The organism is Ancylobacter sp. TW_SC_1, assembly GCF_056836805.1.
Genome location: NZ_CM166365.1, coordinates 821083 through 844659 on the forward strand (window position 1 = coordinate 821083; position 23577 = coordinate 844659).

General features: G+C 67.5%; 23 protein-coding genes and 1 tRNA gene. 10 read left to right on the forward strand and 14 right to left on the reverse strand.

What is annotated here, in order from left to right:
• The first annotated feature begins 51 nt into the window (after positions 1-51).
• Both AC1PZ7_RS03825 and AC1PZ7_RS03830 read left to right on the forward strand, forming a co-directional pair.
• Positions 52-792 (forward strand): SDR family oxidoreductase, encoded by a 741-nt coding sequence (locus AC1PZ7_RS03825; protein ID WP_482358190.1) that lies wholly within the window; start codon positions 52-54, stop codon positions 790-792.
• 79 nt (positions 793-871) lie between these two features.
• Complete coding sequence (locus AC1PZ7_RS03830) at positions 872-1084, forward strand: tautomerase family protein (protein WP_482358191.1); 213 nt, start codon at positions 872-874, stop codon at positions 1082-1084.
• A gap of 25 nt (positions 1085-1109) precedes the next feature.
• Here AC1PZ7_RS03830 and AC1PZ7_RS03835 read toward each other — a convergent pair whose 3' ends face one another.
• The 10 genes from AC1PZ7_RS03835 to AC1PZ7_RS03880 all read right to left on the reverse strand — a co-directional run bounded on the left by AC1PZ7_RS03835 (position 1110) and on the right by AC1PZ7_RS03880 (position 12276).
• Positions 1110-1481, reverse strand: coding sequence for a YciI family protein (locus AC1PZ7_RS03835; protein WP_482358192.1), 372 nt, complete (start codon positions 1479-1481; stop codon positions 1110-1112).
• 26 nt (positions 1482-1507) lie between these two features.
• Positions 1508-1846 (reverse strand): ubiquitin family protein, encoded by a 339-nt coding sequence (locus AC1PZ7_RS03840; RefSeq protein WP_482359560.1) that lies wholly within the window; start codon positions 1844-1846, stop codon positions 1508-1510.
• 5 nt (positions 1847-1851) lie between these two features.
• Positions 1852-2937, reverse strand: a complete 1086-nt coding sequence (locus AC1PZ7_RS03845) for a WD40/YVTN/BNR-like repeat-containing protein (RefSeq protein ID WP_482358193.1) — start codon at positions 2935-2937, stop codon at positions 1852-1854.
• A 12-nt stretch (positions 2938-2949) separates the two neighbouring features.
• Positions 2950-3366 carry a VOC family protein gene (locus AC1PZ7_RS03850; protein ID WP_482358194.1) on the reverse strand — a complete coding sequence of 139 codons (417 nt, stop codon included), beginning with the start codon at positions 3364-3366 and terminating at the stop codon, positions 2950-2952.
• Between the two features lie 447 nt (positions 3367-3813).
• On the reverse strand, positions 3814-6516 hold the full coding sequence (locus AC1PZ7_RS03855) for a carbohydrate-binding protein (RefSeq protein ID WP_482358195.1): 2703 nt from the start codon (positions 6514-6516) through the stop codon (positions 3814-3816).
• A 299-nt stretch (positions 6517-6815) separates the two neighbouring features.
• Positions 6816-8390 carry an HlyD family type I secretion periplasmic adaptor subunit gene (locus AC1PZ7_RS03860; protein ID WP_482358196.1) on the reverse strand — a complete coding sequence of 525 codons (1575 nt, stop codon included), beginning with the start codon at positions 8388-8390 and terminating at the stop codon, positions 6816-6818.
• The gene (locus AC1PZ7_RS03865) at positions 8387-10141 is read right to left on the reverse strand and encodes a type I secretion system permease/ATPase (protein WP_482358197.1); all 1755 of its coding nucleotides are present in this window, start codon (positions 10139-10141) and stop codon (positions 8387-8389) included. The genes AC1PZ7_RS03860 and AC1PZ7_RS03865 overlap by 4 nt, the downstream gene beginning before the upstream one ends.
• Entirely contained in the window at positions 10138-10260 is a 123-nt protein-coding gene (locus AC1PZ7_RS03870; protein WP_482358198.1) for a hypothetical protein, read from the reverse strand. Before AC1PZ7_RS03870 ends, AC1PZ7_RS03865 begins: the two co-directional genes overlap by 4 nt.
• Before the next feature lie 275 nt (positions 10261-10535).
• Positions 10536-11138, reverse strand: a complete 603-nt coding sequence (locus AC1PZ7_RS03875; protein ID WP_482358199.1) for a helix-turn-helix domain-containing protein — start codon at positions 11136-11138, stop codon at positions 10536-10538.
• 187 nt (positions 11139-11325) lie between these two features.
• The gene (locus tag AC1PZ7_RS03880) at positions 11326-12276 is read right to left on the reverse strand and encodes a LysR family transcriptional regulator (RefSeq protein WP_482358200.1); all 951 of its coding nucleotides are present in this window, start codon (positions 12274-12276) and stop codon (positions 11326-11328) included.
• A gap of 161 nt (positions 12277-12437) precedes the next feature.
• Between AC1PZ7_RS03880 and AC1PZ7_RS03885 the strand changes: the two genes are divergently transcribed.
• From AC1PZ7_RS03885 to rhmD, 4 genes are all read left to right on the forward strand, one after another.
• On the forward strand, positions 12438-13283 hold the full coding sequence (locus AC1PZ7_RS03885; protein WP_482357822.1) for a fumarylacetoacetate hydrolase family protein: 846 nt from the start codon (positions 12438-12440) through the stop codon (positions 13281-13283).
• 14 nt (positions 13284-13297) lie between these two features.
• Positions 13298-14050: an SDR family NAD(P)-dependent oxidoreductase gene (locus AC1PZ7_RS03890; protein WP_482357823.1), complete on the forward strand. Its 753-nt coding sequence runs from the start codon at positions 13298-13300 to the stop codon at positions 14048-14050.
• Between the two features lie 111 nt (positions 14051-14161).
• Complete coding sequence (locus tag AC1PZ7_RS03895; RefSeq protein WP_482358201.1) at positions 14162-15481, forward strand: MFS transporter; 1320 nt, start codon at positions 14162-14164, stop codon at positions 15479-15481.
• Between the two features lie 64 nt (positions 15482-15545).
• Positions 15546-16733, forward strand: coding sequence for an L-rhamnonate dehydratase (gene rhmD / locus AC1PZ7_RS03900; protein WP_482358202.1), 1188 nt, complete (start codon positions 15546-15548; stop codon positions 16731-16733).
• Positions 16734-16930: 197 nt separating this feature from the next.
• Here rhmD and AC1PZ7_RS03905 read toward each other — a convergent pair whose 3' ends face one another.
• Both AC1PZ7_RS03905 and AC1PZ7_RS03910 read right to left on the reverse strand, forming a co-directional pair.
• Positions 16931-17206, reverse strand: a complete 276-nt coding sequence (locus tag AC1PZ7_RS03905; RefSeq protein WP_482358203.1) for a hypothetical protein — start codon at positions 17204-17206, stop codon at positions 16931-16933.
• Between the two features lie 95 nt (positions 17207-17301).
• Complete coding sequence (locus AC1PZ7_RS03910; RefSeq protein WP_482358204.1) at positions 17302-17823, reverse strand: aminotransferase class V-fold PLP-dependent enzyme; 522 nt, start codon at positions 17821-17823, stop codon at positions 17302-17304.
• A gap of 168 nt (positions 17824-17991) precedes the next feature.
• On the opposite strand from AC1PZ7_RS03910, the gene AC1PZ7_RS03915 reads away from it, so the two are divergent.
• Together AC1PZ7_RS03915 and AC1PZ7_RS03920 are read left to right on the forward strand one after the other, a co-directional pair.
• A complete protein-coding gene (locus AC1PZ7_RS03915) occupies positions 17992-18894 on the forward strand; it encodes a hypothetical protein (protein WP_482358205.1) in 903 nt (300 codons plus the stop codon).
• A 177-nt stretch (positions 18895-19071) separates the two neighbouring features.
• A complete protein-coding gene (locus AC1PZ7_RS03920) occupies positions 19072-19494 on the forward strand; it encodes a cupin domain-containing protein (protein WP_018390379.1) in 423 nt (140 codons plus the stop codon).
• A 474-nt stretch (positions 19495-19968) separates the two neighbouring features.
• Here AC1PZ7_RS03920 and AC1PZ7_RS03925 read toward each other — a convergent pair whose 3' ends face one another.
• Complete coding sequence (locus tag AC1PZ7_RS03925; RefSeq protein ID WP_482358206.1) at positions 19969-20886, reverse strand: LysR family transcriptional regulator; 918 nt, start codon at positions 20884-20886, stop codon at positions 19969-19971.
• Positions 20887-21187: 301 nt separating this feature from the next.
• Here AC1PZ7_RS03925 and AC1PZ7_RS03930 point away from each other — a divergent pair, with 301 nt between their 5' ends.
• Together AC1PZ7_RS03930 and AC1PZ7_RS03935 are read left to right on the forward strand one after the other, a co-directional pair.
• Entirely contained in the window at positions 21188-21736 is a 549-nt protein-coding gene (locus AC1PZ7_RS03930; RefSeq protein ID WP_482358207.1) for a hypothetical protein, read from the forward strand.
• 8 nt (positions 21737-21744) lie between these two features.
• On the forward strand, positions 21745-22719 hold the full coding sequence (locus AC1PZ7_RS03935) for an NAD(P)H-quinone oxidoreductase (RefSeq protein WP_482358208.1): 975 nt from the start codon (positions 21745-21747) through the stop codon (positions 22717-22719).
• A 448-nt stretch (positions 22720-23167) separates the two neighbouring features.
• Here the strand turns inward: AC1PZ7_RS03935 and AC1PZ7_RS03940 are convergent.
• Positions 23168-23257, reverse strand: a tRNA-Ser gene (locus AC1PZ7_RS03940).
• Between the last annotated feature and the right edge of the window lie 320 nt (positions 23258-23577).

The following is a 23577-nucleotide window of genomic DNA, read 5'->3' on the forward strand; positions in this document are numbered from 1 at the left end:
TTCCGGCGCCGGCCGCCGCTATCTCCTGCATCGCACGACAGGAGATCCAGCATGACCAACCAGCAGCAACGCGTCGCGATCATCACCGGCGCCTCCAGGGGCATCGGCGCCGCCGTGGCCCTGCGGCTCGCCCAGGACGGCTTCGCCATCCTCGTCAACTATGCCCATGGCCGGCAGGAGGCCGAGGACGTCGTCGCCGCCATCGAGCGGGCGGGTGCGCGCGCCATCGCCGTTCATGCCGATATCACTGAAGCCGGGGGCATGGCCGCGCTCTTCGACGCCGCCGAACAGGCCTTCGGCGGCGTCGACGTCCTCGTCAACAATGCCGGCATGATGAAGACGGGTCCTCTCGCCGAGGTCGAGGATGCCGATTTCGAGCGTCAGATCGCGCTGAACCTCGGCGGCGTCTTTCGCGGCATGCGCGAAGCCGCGCGGCGCCTGCGCGAGGGCGGACGCATCGTCAGCTTCTCGTCCAGCGTCGTCGGGCTCTACCAGCCGGGATATGGCGTCTACGCCGCGACCAAGGCCGCGGTGGAGGCCATGACGCACATCCTGGCGAAGGAATTGGGTGCACGCCGCATCACCGTCAATGCCGTCGCGCCCGGCCCGGTCGAGACCGAGTTCTTTCTGCGGGGCAAAACGCAGGCGCAGATCGGCGCGATCGCCGACATGAACCCGTTCAAGCGCCTTGGCCAGCCGGCCGATATCGCCGGTGTCGTCGCCTTTCTCGCCGGACCGGAGGCCGGCTGGGTCAGCGGCCAGATCATCCGCGCCAATGGCGGCGTCATCTGAGGCGTGCCCGTCGGCGTCCTAGAGCCGTTCCGTTCCATCCCGCTTCCAAGGGCGGTGTACTCAACGAAGGAGACGTCCCATGCCCTTTGCCAACATCAAGGTGCCGCAGGCGGCCCTGTCGTCCGCCCAGAAGGAAGAGATCGTTCACCGGGTGACGAACATGTTCGTCGACTATTTCAGCGAAGCGGCACGCGCGCACAGCATGGTTCTGATCGAGGAGGTGCCCGATGGCGGCTATGGCCGCGCGGACGAGGTCTTCGTCATCCCGGAAGCCTATCGCGCCCGGGAGTGAGCCGCGGTTGCGCGGGCCTCGCCCGTCATGGCCGCGCGCCGCCGTCGTGGAACAGGCCGACGGGGCGGATCTCGTAGGAGCCGCCGGGATTGGCGGCGCCGAGTTCGCGGGCGATGTCGAGCGCCTCCTCCAGATCCCTGCAGTCGAGGATGTAGAAGCCGAGCAACTGCTCCTTGGTCTCGGCGAAGGGGCCGTCGAGCACCAGAGGCGGGTCCTGATCCTTGTGCAGCGTGGTGGCGGCGGTGGTGGGCAGCAGCCGCGCCACCGGGCCGAGCTTGCCGGCGGCCGCGAGCCGCTCATGGACGACGCCGAGCTTCTGCATCACGGCGTCGTCCTCTTCTTTGGTCCAGGCGCAGACGACATCTTCCTGGTGGTAGCAGAGCAGAGCGTAGAACATGCGGGACCTCTCCCAAGGCGTGCGGCTCAGCCGCCGCTGATGGCGGTGATGACGAAGACGTCGGCGCCCGGGGCCAGCGGCGTCGAGAGCCGGGCGCGGCGGCCGTCGACGAACACGTTGATATGCCGCCTTATCGCCGGCGTCTCGTCGCAGATGCGCTCGCGCATGCCGGGCCAGAGCGCGTCGAGGCCGTCGACCATCTCGGCGACGCTGCCGGCATCGAGCGGCACGAGCCGGTCGGCGCCGGGGAACAGCACGACGAGGTGCGGCGGCAGGCGCACGAGCACGGGCGCCCGTGCCGGCTCTCGCGCCGGCTCCCGCGCCGGCGCTTCGCCCGCCTCTTCCCGCCGCGCCTCGCCTTCCATCGCTCTCACCGCTCCATCACCACCGTCTCGACCGAGGTGATGGTCGGCAGATAGGGGGCGACGCAGTCCCATGTCTCGCCCTCGTCGCTGCTGGCATAGAGGCCGCCGGCATTGGTGCCGAAATAGACCCCCGCCGGTTCCAGCGTGTCGGTCGCCATCGCCTGGCGCAGCACGTTGAAATAGGCGCCGCCCTGCGGCAGGCCCTCGCGCCTGGCCTGCCAGTTCGCGCCGGCGTCGCGGGTGCGCCACACCGCGGCGTTGCCGTCCGGCATGAAGCGGCCCTTGATGTCGCCATTGAGCGGGATCAGGTAGAGGCCGTCCGGGTCGCGCGGATGCACCGCCGCCGGGAAGCCGAAGGAGGAGGGCAGGCCCTGCTCGATGCTCTCCCAGCTTCTGCCGCCATCGTCCGAGCGGTACATGCCGCAATGGTTCTGCTGGTAGAGCCGGCCGCGCCCGCCCGGCGCCATGACGAGGCAGTGCACGCACTGGCCGAACTCGGGATAGTTCTGCCCCTCCGGCATGAAATCGGCGCGGGTGCCGCGGTTGCGGGTCTCCCAGGTGACGCCGCCATCCTCGGTGGCGAAGACGCCGGCGGCGGAGATGCCGACCCAGATCTTGCTCTCGTCGGCGGGGTCGAGCACCAGCGAGTGCAGGATCAGCCCGGCGCCGCCGGGATTCCACTCCGGCCGCGTCGGATGCTTCTGCAGGCCCTCGACATGGGTCCAGCTGATCCCGCCGTCGCTGCTGCGGAACAGCCCGGCCGGCTCGACGCCGGCATAGAGGCTGCCGTCCGGCCCGGTGGCGAGGCTCCAGACCGCCTTCACCGGGGGCTGTCCGGCCTCATAGGCGAGGCCCTGGCTCGAATGGCTCCAGCTGGCGCCGAAATCCGTCGATTTCCACACCGCCGGGCCGAACCACTCATTGCCGCCGCCGGCATAGATCGTGCCGCTCGCGGGATCGGCGACGACATGGTTGGTCGGCCATGTTTCGCAGAACGGGCCGCGCATCTGCCATGAGCGGCGCGCGGCGTCGCTCTCCAGGATGAAGGCGCCCTTGCGCGTGCCGACCAGGATGAAGACCTGCTTCGCCATGGTGCCCTCCTGTCACACGGTGGATACGACGATCATCCAGGACACGCCGAAACGGTCGGTCAGCGTCCCGAAGGCGGGCGAGAAGAAGGTCGCGGCCAGCGGCATGGTCACCTGTCCGCCGTCCGCGAGGGCCGCGAATGTCGTTTCGGCCTCTTCCGGCGACGCGGCCGAGAGCGCCAGCGAGATGCCGTTGAACCCGGCGGCGTCGGACTGGCAGCCGTCGGACGCCATCAGCTCGGCATTGCCGACCCTGAAGCTGGAATGCATGATCTTGTCGCCCCAGCCCTCCGGGATCATGCCGGGCGGCGGCGGTTCCGGCGCCTCGCTGAAGCGCATCAGCGCGGTGACCTCGGCACCGAGCGCCTTCCTGTAGAAGTCGATGGCCTCCTCGGTGCGGCCGTTGAACATCAGATAAGCCTGCACATTCATCGCTTTTCGCTCCGCTTCTTATTCTCTTGGCCGCGCGCCTTGCTTCGGCGCCGGTGACACGAGGACGAACGGGGAAAGGCAGGACCGACATCGCCGCGAATTTTTTTCTTCGTACCCATGTGGACCGGTCCAGCCGCCGATCCCTACCGGGGAGGGGTTCCTCCAGAGCGTCGTCGGCGAGCGGATGTCGGCTGTGCGGCGGCACGGGCGAAGCGTCGCCGCGCGCCCGTGCCTCATGTTCCGATTCGACGGGAAACCCGTCAATGCGGGCCGGTCGCGCCCGGCCGGCTGCCGAAGCAGGCGCTCTTCCTCCTGCTCCGGCGCGGCTCCGTCCTCTGGTGTGGACGGAGCCCTTGCGACGCCTGATGCCGATCTGCCGGGCTCGACGCCCGGATCAGGCGTCGCTCGAGGCCACCCGAGCAACGGCTCCGGATGCTGCCCGCGGTTTCAGGCGAGGCCGTCCGAGGCATGCAGCGCATTGGCGACGGACACCGTCTCGGCCGCGGCCTCGTCGGCCGCATCGAGAAGCGCCTGCCATTCCGCGAGCGCCGTCGCATCCTTGGCCGCGATGTCGTCGATGGACATGTCGGCAAGCGTCACGCCGTCCAGCGTGTAGGTCTGGTCGTTGCCGGCGATGTCGATGACGACCGCGCCTCCCACTTCCGAAACCGAGAAGCTGTCCGCCGACATCCAGCCGAAATCGAGGGTGTCGGTGGCCGAATCGAAGGACACGACGCTGTGGCTGCCCCATGCCCAGGTGACGGTCGTGGTGGTGCCGGTTTCGCCGCTATCGGTGTTCCCGGTGTCGTCCTCGTCCCCACCGGTGTCGTCCCCACCGGTGTCGTCCGCATCGGTGTCGCCCGTGTCGGTGTTGTCCCCGTCCGTCGGATCCGTGTCGGAGCTGTCGTCGGCCGCGGCATCCAGCGCGTCCTGCCAGGCGGAAAGCGCGCTGGAGTCCTTTGCCGTGATGTTGTCCATCGACAGATCGTCGAGGCTCACCCCGTCCAGCGTATAGGTCTGGTCGTTGGAGGGGATGGAGATGACGACCGAGCCGTCTTCTTCCGAGATGGTGAAGTTGTCGGAGGAGAACCAGCCGAAGTCGAGCACGTCGGTGGCCGGATCGAAGGACACGACGCTGTGGCTGCCCCACGCCCAGGTGACGGTCGTGGTGGTGCCGGTGCCGATGTCGTCGCCGCCGGTGTCGTCGGTATCGGTGTCGTCGGTATCGGTGTCGTCGTCCGTATCGGTGTCGCCGGCCTCCGGGTCGTCGGTGTCGTCCGTATCGGTGGTGTCGTCGTCGGTGTCGGTGTTGCCGGTATCGTCGCCCGGCACGTCGTCATCCGTATCGGTGTCGTCGGTGTCGGTGGTGTCGTCGTCGGTCGTGCCGGTGTTGCCGTCGCTTACCGTCTTGAAGACTTCCGTGAAGGCATAGGTGTCCTGATCAACGCCGCTGCCGGTCGGCGAGACGTAGCCCGTGGCAGAGCCGTTGTCGCGGCTGAGGGACCATATGGAGAGGCCGGCCACGCTGGCGTTCGATTCCGCGAAATCGACGAGCTGCTGGGCATCCTCCAGCGTGAACACCTCGGTGGTGACATCGTTGATGCCGACCATCACGGTGATGACGATCTGGCTGTCGAGGCCGATGGCCTGCAGCTGGGCGATGGTCGCCAGCGTGGCGGAAATGGCGTCGGCGCCCATGTCGCCGGTGTCGTAATAGTCGCCATAGTCCATGGCCATGATGTTGACGGTGGAGATCGCCACCCCCGCTTCCATGGCCGCGGTCAGCAGGTCGATGCCGTCCTGGGTCAGGCCGGTGGTGAGCACCGGCAGGGTGAACGACACCTCCAGCTCGGGGTTCGCCGCCTGCAGCTGCACGAGGGCCTCGTTGCGCAGCGCGTTGGCGGCGTCATTGGCGATCGCCGACCCCTCGATATCGAAGTCGAGCTTGTCGACGTGATAGCGGTCGATGATCTCCTGGTAGGCGGCGGCGAGGGCCTCGGCGCTGCTGAAGGTGAGCGCCCCTTCCTGGCCGTTGGCGCCGCCGAGCGAGATGGTCACCTCCACGCCCATGGCCTGGAGCTGCTCGATCTGCGACAGTATCGTGGTGCCGTTGGGCTGGGTGTCCCCGGCAATCGTCCCGATGCCGCCCCAGCCGAGCGTATCGGTGCCGGAGGACAGGACGAAGGCCAGGGTGATGGCGCCAAGACCGGCGGCCGAGACGATCTCGACCAGATCCTGGCTGCTGGACAGCGACATGTCGATATAGGGCGAGAAGGTCTTGTCGCCGGTGCCGGTGCCTTCCGCCGCCGTGCTCACGCTCAGCACGTCGGAGGCCTCGGACGCCCCCGCCTCGTCGACCGCGACGATGGTGAAGGAATAGGTCGTGGAGGCATCCAGCTCCGTCACCTTGTAATAAGTGGAGGTGGTGGTGCCGATCAGGACGCCGTCCTGATAGATCTCGTAGGCGCTGACGGTGCCGACCCCGTTCACCTCTGCGGCATCCCACACCAGGACGGTGGTGGAGGCGGAGGTGCTGGCGGCATAGAGATCCTCGGGTGCATCGGGCACCACCGGGGTGGTGTCCATGTAGCCGACGAACGTCCACACCGAATTGCTGCCGGAGGGATCGTCACCCTGCGTCCACCACCCGGCCTGGTACACGGAATTGCCGATGCTGACGAGATCGCCGGCGGTGTAGACATTGCCGGCGGACCAGGTGGCGGCATAGGCGACGGTCTCGCTGGCGCTGTCCGTATCGCCGTCGGTGGCGCCGGACGAGCCGCTGTCATCGGTGCCCTCGTCGGTACTGTCGTCCGTACCGTCGTCGCTGCCGGAGCTGTCGCTGTCGGAGCTGTCGGCGGCCTCGCTGCCGGCGGCCTCGATCGCCGCCTGCCAGACCACGAGGGTCGAGGCATCCCGGGCGGTGACGTTCGCCAGCGTCAGATCGGAGAGCCGCACGCCCTCCAGCCTGTAGGTCTGGTTGTTGGACGGGATGGAGATGACGACCGAGCCGTCTTCTTCCGAGATGGTGAAGTTGTCGGAGGAGAACCAGCCGAAGTCGAGCACGTCCGTGGCCGGATCGAATGCAAGCACCGTCTCGGTGCCCCACAGCCATGTGATCGTCGTTGTTGTACCGGATGCAGAAGACATGATTGCCCCTTGTTCATATGCCGTCAGCCGCGAGGCTACTCCGCCGTAGAATCCGCGTGTCATCGGCTTCCAGGCTCCATATGCCCCTGTTGGATTTCGCTCGCGCGTCGGTCTATTCTGTCAAAAATACCCCGCTCGGACCATTTCAGCGGATGTTATATTTTATAAGTGTTCGTCTTCGGAATGATGACGGTCGCAAGAGCGGCAGATACTGAAGCATCCCGTCTTTCTGTTCATGTGATCTGTCGGCGCGGCGGGGCATCGCCCATGGTGGGCGTGCGGCAGGCCCGCCGCACGCTTCAATCCTCCCGGAACGCCCGGGCCATCTGGTCCGTCAGCGGCTTCGTCAGGTAGCTGAGGGGCGTGCGCATGCCGGTCACGACGAACACATCCGCCGGCATGCCGGGCACCAGGGGCTTGTCCGGGCCCAGCAGGGCCAGCTCGTCGGCATCTATTTCGACCTTCAGCGCGTAATAGGGGGCACCGGTCTGGGGATCGACGAGGCGGTCGGGCGAGACGACAAGAAGCGTGCCGGCGAGCTCCGGTGTGGAATGCTGGTCGAAGGCGACGAGGCGGATGCGGGCCGGCTGGCCGGCGCGGATCCGATCCACCGAGGCGGGGTCCGCCCGCGCCTCCACGATCAGGGTCTCGTTGTCCGGCACGATCTCCATCACCACGTCGCCCGGCTTCACGACGCCGCCGAGGGTGTGGAAGGCGAGGCCGTTCACCCGTCCGCTCACCGGGGCGCGGATATCCGTGCGGTTCAGCTTGTCGATGGCCTCGATGCGCTGTTCCGTCAGCTCCTGCACATTCGCGTCCGCCTCGCGCAGTTCGGTCAGGACCTTTTCCCGAGTGTCGCGCTCAAGCTCCAGGATCTGCAGCTGCAGCTGGCCGATCCCCTGCTCGATGGCGGCCTTGTCGGCAATGCGCCCGGCGATGGCGCCTTCCAGCTCGGCCTGCTGGCGCTCCAGCGCCAGAAGCCGGGTCGTCGGCATCAGGCCCTTCCTGCTGAGTGTGCGGGCCGCCTCCAACTCCTTGCCGATGAGATCGTGCTGCCGCAGGACCGCTTCCCGCTGCGCCTCGAGGCCGCCTATCTGCTCCCGGCTCTGGGCAATGCCGGCCTCAAGGCGCGCGACCTGGGCCTTCAGCGTGTCGCGCCGGGCCTGAAAGAGCCGCTCCTGGCCGGAAAACACCCGGTCGGCGATCTCCGCGCCGGTTTCCGGCGGGGCGATCGCATCCGGCGGCACGCTGGCGCCGACACCGACACCGACACCGACACCGACACCGGCGCCGGCGAGGACGAGGGCCGATGCGGGATCGGCCGGCACGAGGTTGGCCCACGTCCGGTCCGCCGCGACCATGACATCCAGCATCGCCGGGCGCGTCATCGCCGGGGCGTCGTCGCGCTCGGCCTTGAGGCGGGCCTGCCGGGCGAGGGCCTCGTAGAGCCGGTTCTCGATGATCGCCCGCTCGGCGGCGTGACGGGTGGCATCGAGGTGGATCAGCAGGTCGCCGGCCTTCACCTCGGCGCCGTCGCGCACCGCAAGCGCGCCGATGATGCCGCCATCCAGATGCTGGACGGCACGGGTCTTTCCTTCCGTGACCACGATGCCGGAGGACACCACCGCGCTCTGCAGCGGGGCGAAGGCCGACCAGACGCCGAAGCTGAGGGTGACGCCGGCGCACACCGCCGCTCCGAAGCGCAGATGGCGGGCGGGATCGGCGGGGTCGTGGGTCGCGCGGGGGCGGGCGGTGACGCCTCGCCGCGGGCGCAGGAGAGCACGCTTTCGTTTGCGCGCCGGCCTCGTGGACGTCGCCGGGGAGGTCCCTGCGGACGCGTCGTCCGGATGGATGCCCGTGGGCGTGGTGCTCACTGTGTGCGCTCCTTCGCGAGATGTGGTCTTGCCGGGGCGGCGGCGGCCGGCTTCATCAGGTCGCGCAGGACCACCTCCTTGGGACCGAGCGCGGCGATGCGCCCGTCCTTCAGCACCAGGGCCCGGTCGCAGGCGGCAAGGCCGCTGGCCCGGTGGGTGATGACGATCACGGCCGCCCCGCGCCTTCGGGCGGCCAGCAGCGCGGCCGTCAGCGCCGCGTCGCCCTCCTGGTCGAGGCTGGCATTGGGTTCGTCGAGCACGATCAGGCAGGGGTCGCCAAAGAGCGCCCGGGCCAGGGCGATGCGCTGGCGCTGGCCGCCGGAAAGCGCCGCCCCGCCCGGCCCGAGGCGGGTCATGTAGCCGTCGGGCAGCTTCAGGATCATGGCGTGGGCCGCCGCAGCCTGGGCGGCACGGATGATATCCTCGTCCTTCGCGCCGGGCCGGTGCCGGCTGATGGCGTCGCGCACGGTGCCGCCGATCAGCTCCACATCCTGCGGCAGATAGCCGAGATGCCGGCCGAGCCTGTCGGCGTTCCACTGCTCCAGTGTGGCGCCGTCCAGCCGCACGCTGCCGCTCATGGGGCGCCACAGGCCGACGATGATGCGGGCGAGGGTGGACTTGCCGGAGGCGCTCGGCCCGAGGATGCCAAGACCCTCGCCGGGTTCGAGCTGGAAGCCGATGCCCTCCAGCACCGGGCGGCGGATGCCCGGGGGGGCGGCCACCACGCCGGCGACGCAGAGGCGGCCGGTGGGCGTCGGCAGATCCATTTTCGGCCCGGCGCCGGCTTCCTGGGCAAGCCGGTTCTCCAGCCGGGCAAGGGCGGCCCGGGCGCCGGCCATGGCCTTCCACTGGGCCACGATCTGATCGATCGGCGCGAGCGCCCGGCCCAGCATGATCGAGGAGGCGATCATGATGCCGCCGGTCGCCGCCTGCTCGATGACGAGGACGGCGCCGATGGCCAGTGCCGCCGACTGCAGGAAGAGGCGGAAGCCGCGGGAGATCGCGGCAATGCGGGCGGCGGCATCGCCGCCGTCGCGCTCGGTGGCCCGCGCGCCGGCCAGGGCCCGGCTCCACAGGCCGGCCACGTCGGGCCGCATGCCCAGAGCCGTCACCGCCTCGGCCGAGCGGCGGGCGGCTTCCAGCATCAGGCCGGCCTGGGCCGCCTCGCCTCCTGCCCGGGCCATGGGCACGCGCGTCAGGCGATCGTTCAGGACGGCCAGCGACACCACCACCGCGACGCCGAGGAGGCCGATGAGCCCGAGGGACCAGTGGAGAAGCCCCAGCACCACCAGATAGAGCGGCACCCATGGCAGGTCGAACAGCGCCAGCGGCGCCGGGCCGCCGAGAAAGCGGCGGACCGTGGCCAGATCGGCGGTCGAGCGCCCGTCGGCCGCCTGTCCGCTGAACGCGTCGGCGATCTCGCTGCGGAAGGCCGGGCCGGCGAACTGCGCCTCCAGCCGGTCGCCGAGGCGCGCGAGAACCCGGCTGCGGGCATAGTCGATCATGGCGAAGGCGATGTAGAGCGCCGTCGCGATGAGACCGAGCACCCACAGCGTCGGCAGCGACCGGCTGACCAGCACCCGGTCATAGACCTGGAGCATGAAGAGCGGGCCGGTGAGCATCAGGAGGTTGGTGACGCCGCTGAACACCCCGACGCCGACGAGAGCCCGCCGGCTGCCGTCGAGGAGGCTCCTCGCGACGTCTCCGGGACGGCGGCGGGTGGGATCCGACGGTCTCGGACGCCCCGTCATGCGATCACCCGGTCGAAGGTGCGCCTGCGCGACGACAGGCCCGGCTGCACGGCCGCGCTCCGGAAAAGCCGCGTGCCTGCGACCGGCGGCTGGTTTTCCACGGACTGAATCGTGCTCATTGTCGAAGAGTCATCGCTCTTGGCCTGCATGCGCAGGGTTATGGGATGTACATGTTGGCAGGTGCGAACGTCGATATAAATTACCACGCGCGATGACAGGAAGTTATATTCGATAACATCGAGGATCTGCGGTTTGGTGTAGTATTGAATCCGTCCTGACCTCGTTGGAGGGGCTGGACCGCAAGAAGGCGGCGGCGGCCGGAGGCATGCGGGACCGGGAGCAGGAAGAAGCCGCGGGGAGGGGAGCGCACGGAGAGGAGATCCTTCCGGGCGGGCTATTTCAGGTCGTCGAAATTCCTGACCTCGGTGATGCCCACCGGGACCGTCTCGCCGCAGGGCTCATAGGAGATGGACATGAGCGTCATGTGTCCGAAGCGGCGGAAGCAGATGTTCCACTCGTGACGGACAGCGGTATCGACGACGATGTCGGTGTGGCGGTCGCTCACGCCGCTGATAAGCGCCAGCTTGCCGGACGCGATGTCCCGCTTGAGAGCCTCGTTGGACAGCAGCGATCCGGACTCGTTGACGAGATGGCCCGCCATGGACTGGCCCTGCAGAAGCGACATGCCCGGCCACAGGGCCTGATAGCCCCGCGACGCCGCCATGAAGCGTATGCCCTCGAAATCATAGAGCGCCATGATTCCGGGCTGGCGTTGGGTGAACACGCGCTCCAGCACGACCTCGTCGAGGCCGGTCCTGGAGATCATGTCGCTGATCCGCTTCATGAGGTCGGGAGATGGCCTGTCGCGCCCGGTCTCCCAGTAGGACACGGCGGCCTGGGAGACGCCGAGCATATCGGCCAGGGCAAGCTGCTTCATTCCGCTCAGTCGGCGCCAGGAGCGCAGCTTCTGAGAGAAGGGGATATCATTTTCCGACATCGACCTGGCATTCCACCCGAGGCGCCCAGAGCTTTCTCGCCGAAAGATCATGGCGGCGCTTCATCCGGAGTGTCAATCAGCCTCTGTGTTTCTCGTTGAAATTCCGCCCCTGCGCATTGATCGGCCGGCAGGTCCGCATGGCCGACGATGTCTCGCACATGGACTTCATCGTCCTCGACGCACCCGGCTATCCGCCCGCGCCGGCGGTCGATCGCCCCATGGAACGCAGCACGTCGATGAAGTCGGCGGCATTGGCGGAGGGCGTCTCGCCCTTGCGGGTGATGATGCCGAGCATGCCGAGCTGGTTCGGCATGTCCACCGGCAGGCGGGTGAAGGTGCCGCTTGCCACCCCCTCCACCAGGATGGATTTCGGCAGGCACGCCACCATGCCGGCCTCGCGCACCAGGTGCAGCGTGGCGAAGATCGAGGTGGTCTCGACGCAATTGTCGAGCGAGGCGATGCCCTGCTCGGCGAAGGTGCGGTCGATCAGCTGGCGCATCGGGCTGCTCTTGGGCTGAAGCACCCAGGGCAGCCGTGCCATTTCGACAAGCTCAATCGCCGCGCGCCCTGCCAGCGGATGGTCGTTGGCGGCGAAGATCCATAATTCCTCGCGCGCCAGCGGCTCGATGTCGAAGGCGAGCGCATCCTCCGGCTCGGTGAAGCGGCCGATGGCGAGGGCGATCTCGTTGCGGCTGAGCGCGCCGAGCAGGATGTCGCTGGTGGCGGCGAGCAGGCGGATGGTCATCAGCGGACGGCGCTGCTTCAATTCGGCGATGGCGCGCGGCAAGAGGCCCGGCGTCGTCGCCATGATGGCGCCGATGGCCAGCGCGCCGAAGCCGCCGGCCTTCAGATTGTCCAGCCCCTCGGCGAAGCTGTCGGTCTCGCGCAAGAGGCGCGCGGCATAATCGGCGACGAAGCTGCCGATCTCGGTCAGCGCCATGCCGCGCGGGCGCCGCTCGAACAGCGCGGCGCCGAGGATGTGCTCGGCGTCCTGCAGCATCTTGGTCGCCGCCGGCTGCGTGACGTGCATCTCCACCGCGACGCGGTGCAGATTGCCGTTGCGCGCCAGCGCATCGACGAGGCGCAGGTGCCGCAGGCGCAGCCTGGCGATCAGATGGGCGGCAAGGGGAGGGGCCATGGGACGGGTTGCCGATGGAGGAACGGGAAAGCGATAACCAGAAGGAATTATCCAAGTCAGAATTTTCATTATTCAGTTATCGGGCCTGCCGCTAGTGGAAGTTCGGTCTAGAGCCGCCCGCCAGAAGGCTGCCGTGAAAACAGTTTCAGGAGGTACGTTCGATGAAGCTCGTCCGCTATGGTTCCGCCGGTCGCGAGAAGCCCGGGCTGCTTGATGACGGGGGCGTTCTGCGCGACCTGTCCGCGCTGGTGTCCGACATCGCCGGCGACGCGCTGCTGCCGGAGAGCCTGGCGCGCATCCGTGCCGCCGATCCCGCCGCGCTGCCGGCGGTGGCGGGCGCCCCGCGCATCGGCGCCTGCGTCGGCAAGGTCGGCAAGTTCATCTGCGTCGGCCTCAACTACACCGACCACGCGGCGGAAGCCGGCATGGCCATTCCCGACGAGCCGGTGCTGTTCATGAAGCCGCCGAACTGCATCGTCGGCCCCTATGACAATGTCGAGATCCCCCGCGGCTCCACCAAGACCGACTGGGAGGTCGAGCTCGGCATCGTCATCGGCAAGCCGGCTAAATATGTCTCGGTGGAAGACGCCTATGACCACGTCGCCGGCTATTGCGTCATCAACGACGTCTCCGAGCGGGCCTTCCAGCTCGAGCGCGGCGGGCAGTGGGACAAGGGCAAGGGCTGCGACACCTTCGGCCCGATCGGCCCCTGGCTGGTGACCACCGACGAGATCCCCGACCCGCAGGTGCTCGACATGTGGCTGGAGGTCGACGGCAGGCGCTACCAGAACGGCTCGACCCGCACGATGATCTTCGACGTGCCGACCATCGTCTCCTACATCAGCCAGTTCATGAGCCTGCAGCCGGGCGACGTCATCTCCACCGGCACCCCGCCGGGCGTCGGCCTGGGGCAGAAGCCGCCGGTCTATCTCACGGCCGGCCAGACCATGCGGCTGTCGATCGCGGGCCTGGGCGAACAGCAGCAGACGACCGTCCCGGCGGCCTGAGGGGAAGACAGCTCATGAACGTTCTCGACCTCAACGGACGCGTCGCCATCATCACCGGCGGCGCCCGCGGCATCGGCTACGCCACCGCCGCGCGCTTCCTCAAATCCGGCGCCGCGGTGGCGCTGTGGGACATCGACGCCGCCCGCCTCGACGAGGCGGCGGGCCAGCTGGGAACCGCCGGCGAGGTCTCGACCCATGTGGTCGAACTGACCGACGAGGCCTCGGTGCGGGCGGCGACCGCCGCCGTCGTCGCCGCCCATGGCAAGATCGACATCCTCGTCAACAATGCCGGCATCACCGGCGGCAACGGCAAGCTGTGGGAGCTCGACACCGACACCTGGCGCCGCGTGGTCGACGTCAACCTGGTCGGGCCGTTCCTCACCTGCAAGGCGGTGGTGCCGGAGCTGTTGAAGAATGGCTGGGGCCGTATCGTCAACGTCGCCTCGATCGCCGGCAAGGAGGGCAACCCCAACGCCTCGCATTATTCGGCCTCGAAGGCGGGGCTGATCGGGCTGACCAAGTCGCTGGCCAAGGAACTGGCGACCTCCAACGTGCTGGTCAACGCCATCACCCCGGCGGCGGCCAAGACCGAGATCTTCAACCAGATGCGCCAGGAACACATCGACTTCATGCTGTCGAAGATCCCGATGAACCGCTTCCTCGCCGTCGAGGAAGCCGCCGCGCTGATCGCCTGGCTCGCCTCCGAGGACTGCGCCTTCTCCACCGGAGCCGTCTTCGACATCTCCGGTGGAAGAGCCGTCTACTGACGAGGTGCCGCCGGCAAAAGGCGGTCCCTCCAACAACAATGAAGATCGCAGCGGCCGGAAAGCTCCGGGCGCAAGGGCGGCGTATGTCCATCTAGCAAGGAGGGCGCCCGCATGGCTGCGCAGACACCGTTACTTCTACCGACCATCAGCAAGGTCACCAAGCGGCTGCTGCCGTTCCTGCTGCTGATGTACGTCCTGGCCTTCCTCGACCGGGCCAATGTCGGCTTCGCCAAGGCGGCCTTCCAGGCCGATACCGGCATTTCCAACGCGGCCTTCGCCTTCGGCGCCAGCATCTTCTTCCTGGGCTATGCGCTGTTCGAAGTGCCCTCCAACCTGATCATGCATCGTGTCGGCGCCAGGATCTGGATGGCGCGCATCATGGTGACGTGGGGCCTGATCTCGGCGGCGATGATGTTCGCCCACAACGAGACCACCTTCTACACGCTGCGCGTGCTGCTCGGCGTCGCCGAGGCCGGCTTCTTCCCCGGCGTGATCCTGTATCTGACCTACTGGTTCCCCTCCTTCGCGCGCGGCCGGGCCATGGGCCTGTTCTATTTCGGCGCGCCGCTGGCCTTCATCTTCGGCTCGCCGCTGTCGGGCCTGCTGCTGGAGTTTCAGGGCGTCGGCGGCCTGCATGGCTGGCAGTGGATGTTCCTGGTCGAGGGCCTGCTCGCCTCCATCGTCGGCGTCTGGGCGTATTTCTACCTCGACAACAAGCCGTCCGACGCCAAATGGCTGACGGCGGCGGAGAAGTCGGTGCTGCACGCGGCGCTGAGCGCCGAGGACACCGCCAAGCAGTCGCACGGTCCGCGCGGCGCGCTCGCGGCGCTGAAGAGCGGGCGCGTGCTCTATTTCGCGCTGATCTACTTCATCATCCAGATGAGCGTGTACGGCGTGGTGTTCTACCTGCCGACCCAGGTCGCCGGCCTGCTCGGCACCAAGGTCGGGCTGACGGTCGGCATCGTCACCGCCATTCCGTGGGTCTGCGCCATGCTCGCCACCTATTTCCTGCCGCGCTGGTCGGACCAGACGGGGGAGCGGCGCCTGTTTGCCGGCGGCATCCTCGTGGTCTGCGCGGCCGGCATCGCCGCCTCGGTGGCCTCGGGCTCGCCGCTGCTGTCGATGATCGCGCTGTGCTTCGCCGCGGCCGGCTTCATCTCGGTGCAGCCGATCTTCTGGACGCTGCCGACCGGCTATCTCGGCGGCGTGGCGGCGGCGGGCGGCATCGCGCTGATCAACTCGCTCGGCTCGCTCGGCGGCTTCGTGGCGCCGAACGTGAAGAACTGGGCGGAAGCCACCTTCGAATCGACCTCGGCGGGCCTCTATTTGCTCGCCGGCACGACGCTGATCGGCGCCATCCTCGTCTTCGCCCTCGCCGCCATCGGCGTCGGCCGCGAGACGCGGGTGCCCGCGCCGGCCGCGAGCCGCTGACGACACGCCCGCGGCGGGCTGTTTTCCGCCGCGGGCCCTTCATCTTCCGGGAGCTTCGACCACCATGACCATGCCGACCATCAAAGCCGTGCGTGCCTTCACCGTGCGTGGCGGCGGGGCGGACTATCACGACCAGGGGGCGGGACACTGGATCGACGACCACATCGGCACGCCGATGAGCAAATATCCGGAATACCGCCGGAGCCGGCAGAGCTTTGGCATCAACGTGCTCGGCACGCTGGTGGTGGAGATCGAGGCGGATGACGGCACGGTCGGCTTCGCGGTGACGACGGCCGGCGAGATCGGCGCCTATATCGTCGAGAAGCATCTTTCCCGCTTCCTGATCGGGCGCAAGGTCACCGAGATCGAGAAGATCTGGGACCAGATGTATTTCGCCACCCAGTATTATGGCCGCAAGGGCGTGGTGGTGAACACGATTTCCGGCGTCGACCTGGCGCTGTGGGACCTGCTCGCCAAGGTGCGCAAGGAGCCGGTGCACGCGCTGCTCGGCGGCCCGGTGCGCGACGAATTGCAGTTCTACGCCACCGGCGCGCGGCCCGACATCGCCAAAGAGCTCGGCTTCATCGGCGGCAAGATGCCCCTGCACCATGTGCCGGCCGAGGGCGAGGAGGGCCTGAAGGCGAATATCGAGGAACTCGCCACCATGCGCGCGCGCTGCGGCGACGATTTCTGGCTGATGTTCGACTGCTGGATGAGCCTCGACCTCAACTATGCCACCCGCCTCGCCCACAAGGCGCAGGAATACGGGCTGAAATGGATCGAGGAATGCCTCTCGCCCGACGACTACTGGGGCTATGCGGAGCTGCGCAAGAACGTGCCGAAGGGCATGCTGGTGACCACCGGCGAGCACGAGGCGACGCGCTGGGGCTTCCGCCTGCTGCTGGAAATGGGCTGCTGCGACATCATCCAGCCGGATGTCGGCTGGTGCGGCGGCGTCACCGAGCTGATCAAGATCTCGGCGCTGGCCGACGCGCATTCCACGCTGGTCGTGCCGCACGGCTCGTCGGTCTACAGCTACCATTTCGTCATCACCCGGCATAACTCGCCCTTCGCCGAGTTCCTGATGATGCACCCGGTGCCGGACCAGGTGGTGCCGATGTTCACGCCGCTGCTGCTCGACGAGCCGGTGCCGGTGAATGGGCGGATGAAGGCGAGCGCGCTCGACAAGCCGGGCTTCGGCGTGCGGCTCAACCCGGACGTCAAGCTGCACCGGCCCTATCCGGTCGGCTGAGCCGGACACCCATGGCAGGCCGGCGCGGCGCCCAAAGGTCCGCGCCGGCATCCATCGCCCGGACAGCAGGTCGGGAATGCCTGCGAACGCCGCTTCAGCCCTGCCGCGCCGGCAGCATCGAGCCGGCGAACTGCGCGTTCAGCGCATCGAAGGCGCTCTGGAAGACGTTCTGGCGCACGGTGGGGATCAACGTCGGGTCATCCTGCGCCGAGGCCGACCCGGTCGGCCGTCCACGCCGCGAGCGTGGCGTCGTCTGCGGTGACTCGATAAGGCCGCAGCCCGGCATGAGAGTTCGGCCACGGCATCGGGCTCATATCGATCTTGTAGCGGAACGCCGTGTCGCGGTCCGAGAGATATGCAAGCTGTTCGCGCAGCCTTCCGTCGCCGAACAGGATACGCCCCTCCTCGACCAGCGCTATCGCCGGAGCCATGGTGTTGGAGCCGGAGAACAGCGGGTAGCCGAGACACTCCATGATGATGACGCCCGCCGCGGCGCGCGGATCGCAGGCCGGCCGCGCAGATAGTCGCGCCGGGCGCGGACGAGCGCCTCGTGCGAGCCTCGGCTGGGTCAACGCCGGCTCAGCGCGGAATCCATGGCGCGGACGACGCGGTCGATCTCCTCGGGCGTGTTGTAGTGCACCGGCCCGATGCGGATGCCGCTGCCCTTTTCGAGAATGCCGAGATGACGGTTGGGCTCCAGCCCGTAATTGTGGCCGCTCCAGACCTGGATGCCCTCGGAGCTCCAGGATTTGGCGATCTCTGCCGAGGACGCCTCCTCGACATAGACGCTCACCGTCGACACGCGCCGGCCGAACGCCGCCGGATCGGTGATGCCGAGCACGCGCACGCGGTTGAAGGGCTTCAGCCCTTCGATCAGGCGCAGGGTCAGCATGTCGTCATGCTGCTTCATCACCTTGAAGCCGGCGGCAAGTTTCTCGCGCAGGCTCGCGGCGCCCGAGGCGCCTGCGTCGAAGCGCGAGAGGCCGGCGATGTAGTCGATCGCGGCATGCACGCCGGTGCCGTCGTCCTCGACGACGAGGCTTTGGCAGAGGGGGCGGACAGCATGGCCGCCCAAGCCGCGCTGGAACAAGCTCTCCGCTGGAACCTCTGCTGCTCCGCGCAGTGGAGCGTCACCAGGCTCTTCTCCCCAAGCGCTGGCCGCTCCCAACCGGCTCTGTGCATGGCACCTGCCAATTCGGTCCCGTTTGAGTAAGACTGTGCCGACAATTGGGAAGGCGCTGCGTCGAATGAGATCCTTATGATGGAGCTCCAGCCTCCGCTGTCGGCGAACGACATCCTGGCGCAACCGCGCTTCGGGCTGGCGCGGGAGATTTATGTCCGCGAAATGCTCGAACTGCACGAGAACCAGCCGGCCGAGAACCGGCTGCTGATCGATGGCGGCACAGCGACGATCTTCATGAGCGTCATCATCATGGACGCCGGACATCGACCCCACGACCGCGCTACATGGCCGACCATGCAACTGCTCAAAGGGCAGATGGAGGCACATGGCATCGCGAGCGGGCGCCGCACCCACGATATCGTCCGCCGTCTTGCGGATACGGGATACATCTCGGTCTACCGGGCGCCGGACGATCGCCGCGTCACATTGCTGGCGCCCACGGACAAGATGCTAATCCATGATCGCCGCGCGCTCCGGGTCTATTATCACCCGCTGCACGTCCTCTTTCCGGACCCTGGATATCCCGAACCGGTCAACCACGACCCGGCCTTTCATCGCGTGGCGCGCGATATATGCGCCGCGTTCCTGGCCCATGCGCAGCAATTCATCCTGGCCAATCCGGTGATCGCCTTCTTCCTGCCCCGGCAGGCCGGCCACATGATCCTGACCAAGCTCAAGCATGTGTGCGCCCATCAGGACGATCAGGCGGCGCCGCAGGTCTCCTTTCTCAAGATCGGCGACAGCTTCGGCGTGTCCCGCACCCATGTGCGCAAGTTGCTGCAGGCGGCGGCGGAGCTCGGCTTCGTGCGGCTGTCGGGCAACAGCGTCGACGTCACGCCCAAGTGTCGCGCCGGCTTTGACCGGTTCCTGGCCGACACCATGGCTGGCCATGATCTCATTTATCGCATGGCGAAAGCACGCATGGCCCCTGGCGAAGACACCGCAGCGGCCCCAATCGCGACCGTTGGAGCCATTTGACGGTATAGGGTAACCTAAAGCGCCGCCTTTCGCTTCCCTTTGCCAATACAGGCGAAAAGTTCCGTAACGCCCGTCCGGTGGCGCCTCTAGTGTCGGTGCGTCGGGACGTGGCGCGCGGCGTATCAGGTGGCTAGCAGCGCTCCGTGGCGATTGGAGCATCAGTATCGGAGGAATGTCATGGTACCCATTGTTGCCGCCGACATGCTCGCGCGGATCCATGTGCACGGCGCGACGGACCCGTCCGTCAACTGGCTCGGAGCCTTCGCTACCTGCGGCGGGCATGGCGCGAGCCAGTCCTCCACCATCGTCTATGAGATTCCGTCCGGCGGGCGCCTGGGCTGGCACACCGATGCCACGGAAGAGACCCAGTACATCCTCGCCGGGACCGGCGAACTCCTGATGGAGGACGGCAGCCGCACCATCGGCGCGGGCAGCGTCTTCGCCTTGCCGCCGAACGTGCGGCACGACATCGTCAATACGGGCAGCGAGACGCTGCATGCGGTGGCCTTCTTCGCGGCGGCCATGTTCACCCAGACCTTCGACCAGGTGATGCTGCCGCCCGATACGCATGTGCTCGGCACGCCGAACCGGGACGGCTGACTTCCGGCGCTGAAGCGCTCTCTCTTTTCTGAGCGGATCGGCCGGCATGCCTTAGGGCGCGCGGGCGCGGGGTGTTGGCCGCCTGCGCGCTGCCGCCCGAAGCGGCCTTATCTCGGCGTCCACGAAACCGGCAGCAGGCCACCGTAATTTATTGAGTTTCTGATACGATTCTGGACTCGTCGGAGTTGGGCCACCGATTCCAATTATTTCTTAAGTACTTTCTTCGAACGACTTCCTGTAAGGCAGAACTTCGAAACTTCCACAATAGGCAGCTCTAAACGGCCCCGAAAGCGGAAATTCCCGGAGCCCGACATGGGTCACTTCAGGACGCCACGTCGGTTAACCACGACGGCCGCTTTTGACTGGCCTGACGCCAAAAGCCGCCATTCCGCATACGGCCCCATACCGGGCGTTCAGACGCGCACCGGGCAATGTCTGCTGCTGGCGCGCCACGCCCATTCAAGTGTTATTCGATCACGGCTCCCAACTCGGCGGACTTCCGATAGACGCACGCAATGCCTCGGTGAAGGCGCGCACCTTCGCGCTCGGTTGGGCGAGGGCGCGCAGAAGGAAGATGCCGCCGGGCGCCGCGTTCCAAGCCTCGTCGCCGAGCCGCAACCGGATCAGCCTTCCCGCCCTGACATCCGGGCCGGCGACCCAGCTCGACAGGAATGCCACGCCCAGGCCTGCCTCGGCGGCTGCCCGCAGGGCCTCGAAATCATCCGAGCGAAACGCCACCGTGCCATTCCCGGCGTGGCCCGCCGGGCAACCGAGCACGTCGCGCCAACCAAGGAGATCGGCGCCATGGAGCTTGTCGAGCAGCCGATGCGATGACAGATCCGCCGCGCTGCTGGGCGTGCCCGCCCGCGCCAGATAGGCCGGGCTCGCGACCAGCAGCCGCGTGAGCGGCGCCAGTCTTGTCGCGATCAGCGTACTGTCGGCAAGCGCGCCCATGCGGATGACGACATCAAGCCGCTCGGCCACCGGATCGGCCAGCCGCTCCGTCAGGTCGAGCTCGACATGCAGAGCCGGATGCTCGGCCTGCAACGCCGCGACGACCGGCAGGACATAGCGCTTACCGAAGGTCGGGAAGCAGGCGATCCGAAGCGTGCCGGAGACGGAGCCCTCGAAGGCGGCAACCTCGGCGTGCGTGTCGGCCAGTTCGTAGAGATGCCGCAGGGCCCGCTCATGCAGGCGCTGGCCGGCATCGGTGAGCGTGAGCGCCCGCGTCGAACGGATGAGCAAGGCGACGCCCAGATCCTGCTCCAGCGCATCGATCTGGCGGACGATCGCCGAAGGCGTCACCGCGCGCCGGCGAGCGGCCCCGGAAAAGCTCCCCGCCCGGACGACATCGACGAAGGTGGCGAGGAACTCGGCGAAATGGGGTCTCATCTTTGCGATCCAGGCAAAGCCGTTTGCAGCAGGCTCCGGCTTATCGCCGATCCCGGACACTCGCATATTCGCGGCGTCCACACAGCGTCGGCGCCGCATCGCCGAACCACAATCGCCGGGGCAGAGCGAGCCAGCGTTCCATCTCGCAAGCAAGGATGGCGACTATGGAAATGTCGAAATACGTCCGGCGTGGCCGCCGCGCATAACCGCTTCAGTATCGATCTTCATCGTATTGGCGCTCGACCTCCGGGGGAGACGATCGCCGAAAGCTAATACAAACGTTTACCGATAGGGAAAATCCATGAAAATCCTGACCGACAAGATCCTCTCGCAGTCTGCCTATACCGCGGAAATCGACATGCCGCTGGAGAAAATCGACATCGCCGAGTGGCTGTTCAACCTTCCGGAGGCGGAATATCTGCGCTGTTGCCCGCCCGACCATATCGGTTCCGGCGTCACGACCACGGATGACGGCCGCCGCATGGTGATCAATGTCGAGATGATCGGCACCGGGCTGGTCATCCAGCACTATGTCGCCGAGGAAGCCACGGCGAGCTATTGCCGGATGAATTCGATCTCCGACGTGTTCACGCCTGTGGGCCGTACGCAGGTCAACGTGATCTGGGAGCTGATCGCCGAGGTCATCGACGGCGGGCGCACCCGCTACACCAACCGCGTCACCTCGCACCCGACCGACGCGTTCATGGACTTCGTCGCCGCGCACGGCCAGACCTTCGAGCAGGCGGCGGTGGCCCGGCAGGAAGCCGGTGGCGACCATAACCGCCGCGAGACGCCGCTTTTCGCCGCCAGCATCGCCCGCCGCGCCGTCGCCAAGGCCGCGACAAAATGAAAGCGGTCGTGTTCGACGATTTCGGTGCGGCGGACGTGCTCCGCCTCACCGACGCGCCCATGCCGGAGGTCCGCCCCGGCGACCTGCTGGTGAAGGTCCGCGCGGCGGGCGTCAACCGCGCCGATCTTCTGCAGCGTCAGGGCTATTATGGTCACCAGAGCTATGGCGAGAGCGACCTGCTCGGGCTGGAATTGGCCGGCGAGGTGATTGCGGTCGGCACCGACGTCATCGACATCCGGCCAGGCGAGCGGGTGATGGCAATCGTCGGCGGCGGCGCCTATGCCGAGTTTGCCCGGGTTGACCGCAGCATGGCGGTGCCTATTCCCGAGGATCTCGATTATGTCGGGGCGGCGGCGGTGATGGAATCCTTCGTCACCGCCTGGGAAGCCGCCGTGCATCTGGGCGAGACAGCCCGCGGGATGGCCGTGCTCATCCACGCGGCGGCCGGCGGTGTCGGCTCCGCCGGTGTCCAGATCGCTCACGCCCTCGGCGCCCGCGTCTTCGCGACCGCAAATGCCGAGCGCCGCGCCGAGGTGCTGGCGCTGGGTGCCGAGGCGGCGTTCGACTATCGATCCGAGGACTTCGAGCAGGGCGTGCGTGACGCCACCGGCGGGCGCGGGGTCGATGTGATCGTCGATTTCGTCGGCGGCGACTATCTCGCGCGCAACCTGCGCAGCCTCGCCCCGGGCGGGCGCCTCGTTCAGGTCGGCCTGCTCGGCGGGCAGGACACCGCCAGCATTCCGCTCTCGGTCCTGCTGCACAACCACCTGCGCCTCATCGGCACGGTAATGAAATCGCGAACAGTGGACGAGAAGCGCGCCATGGTGCGGCGTTTCGCCGAAAGCGCGCTGCCGATGTTCGCCGATGGCCGGCTGAAATCGCTGGTCGGCAAGGTCTTTCCGTTCGCGCAGGCCGCCGAGGCGCATCACGCGATGGAGGCCGGTGGTGGGTTCGGCAAGATCGTGTTGAAGATGACCGCGTGAGGCACAGCGGCGCGCTCCGCCTCGCGCTGCGGCCGTCGCCAGATTAATGGCCGAGATGGCGGCGCAAAGCGGACGTCGCTGAAAGGGCCGTCGAGGGGCAGGTATGGGTCAAGAGTGGCAGCGCCACCGTAGCCGAGAGACCGCCATGTCGAGCAACGAGGCGAGAGCTCAACCGCGGCGAGTTCCGATACCGGACGCCGATTGGTGTTTCGGTGATCTTGCTCGGCGAATTCGCGGTTCGAACCCGCGGCGCGCTTTTTTCGTGCGAAACCGGACTGCATCGCCGGCCGCGAGAGAATATCCTTGAGGGCTTCACCTCAGCGGCTCTTTTCAGAGCGAAATCTGGCGCCATGGAGACGGCCGCGAGTCGGAAAAGCGCCGCGCTTTCCGGTGGTTGCCGCGGTGCGTCAGAAGTCGAATATCTGGCGATATCAATTACTTGACTGGATGGCGGAGAGGGTGGGATTCGAACCCACGGTACGCTTGCACGCACAACGGTTTTCGAGACCGTCCCGATCGACCACTCCGGCACCTCTCCGCATGCGAGGCGCGGTGGCCGTCCGCGCCGTGGAGCGGGGGCTCAATAGCCGAGGCAAGGCCGGTGCACAAGAGCCGAGCCTGCGCTTCGCCGATATTCCTGTCGATCGGGAACGCCGGTACGGCGGCCGGCCGTGCTCGACCGGTTCACGATCGCGCCACGCGTCTGGCGCCGTGCCGGCGACAATGCCCGCGCGAGCCGCAGCGGCCCGAAAACCTTCGTCCGGGAGGTGGCCGCCATAGGCTTCACGCAGGCATCCTCATCGTCGACCGGCCCGTCGACCGCTTCTGCCGCGCGCCGTGGGCACCGAAGGCCGGACC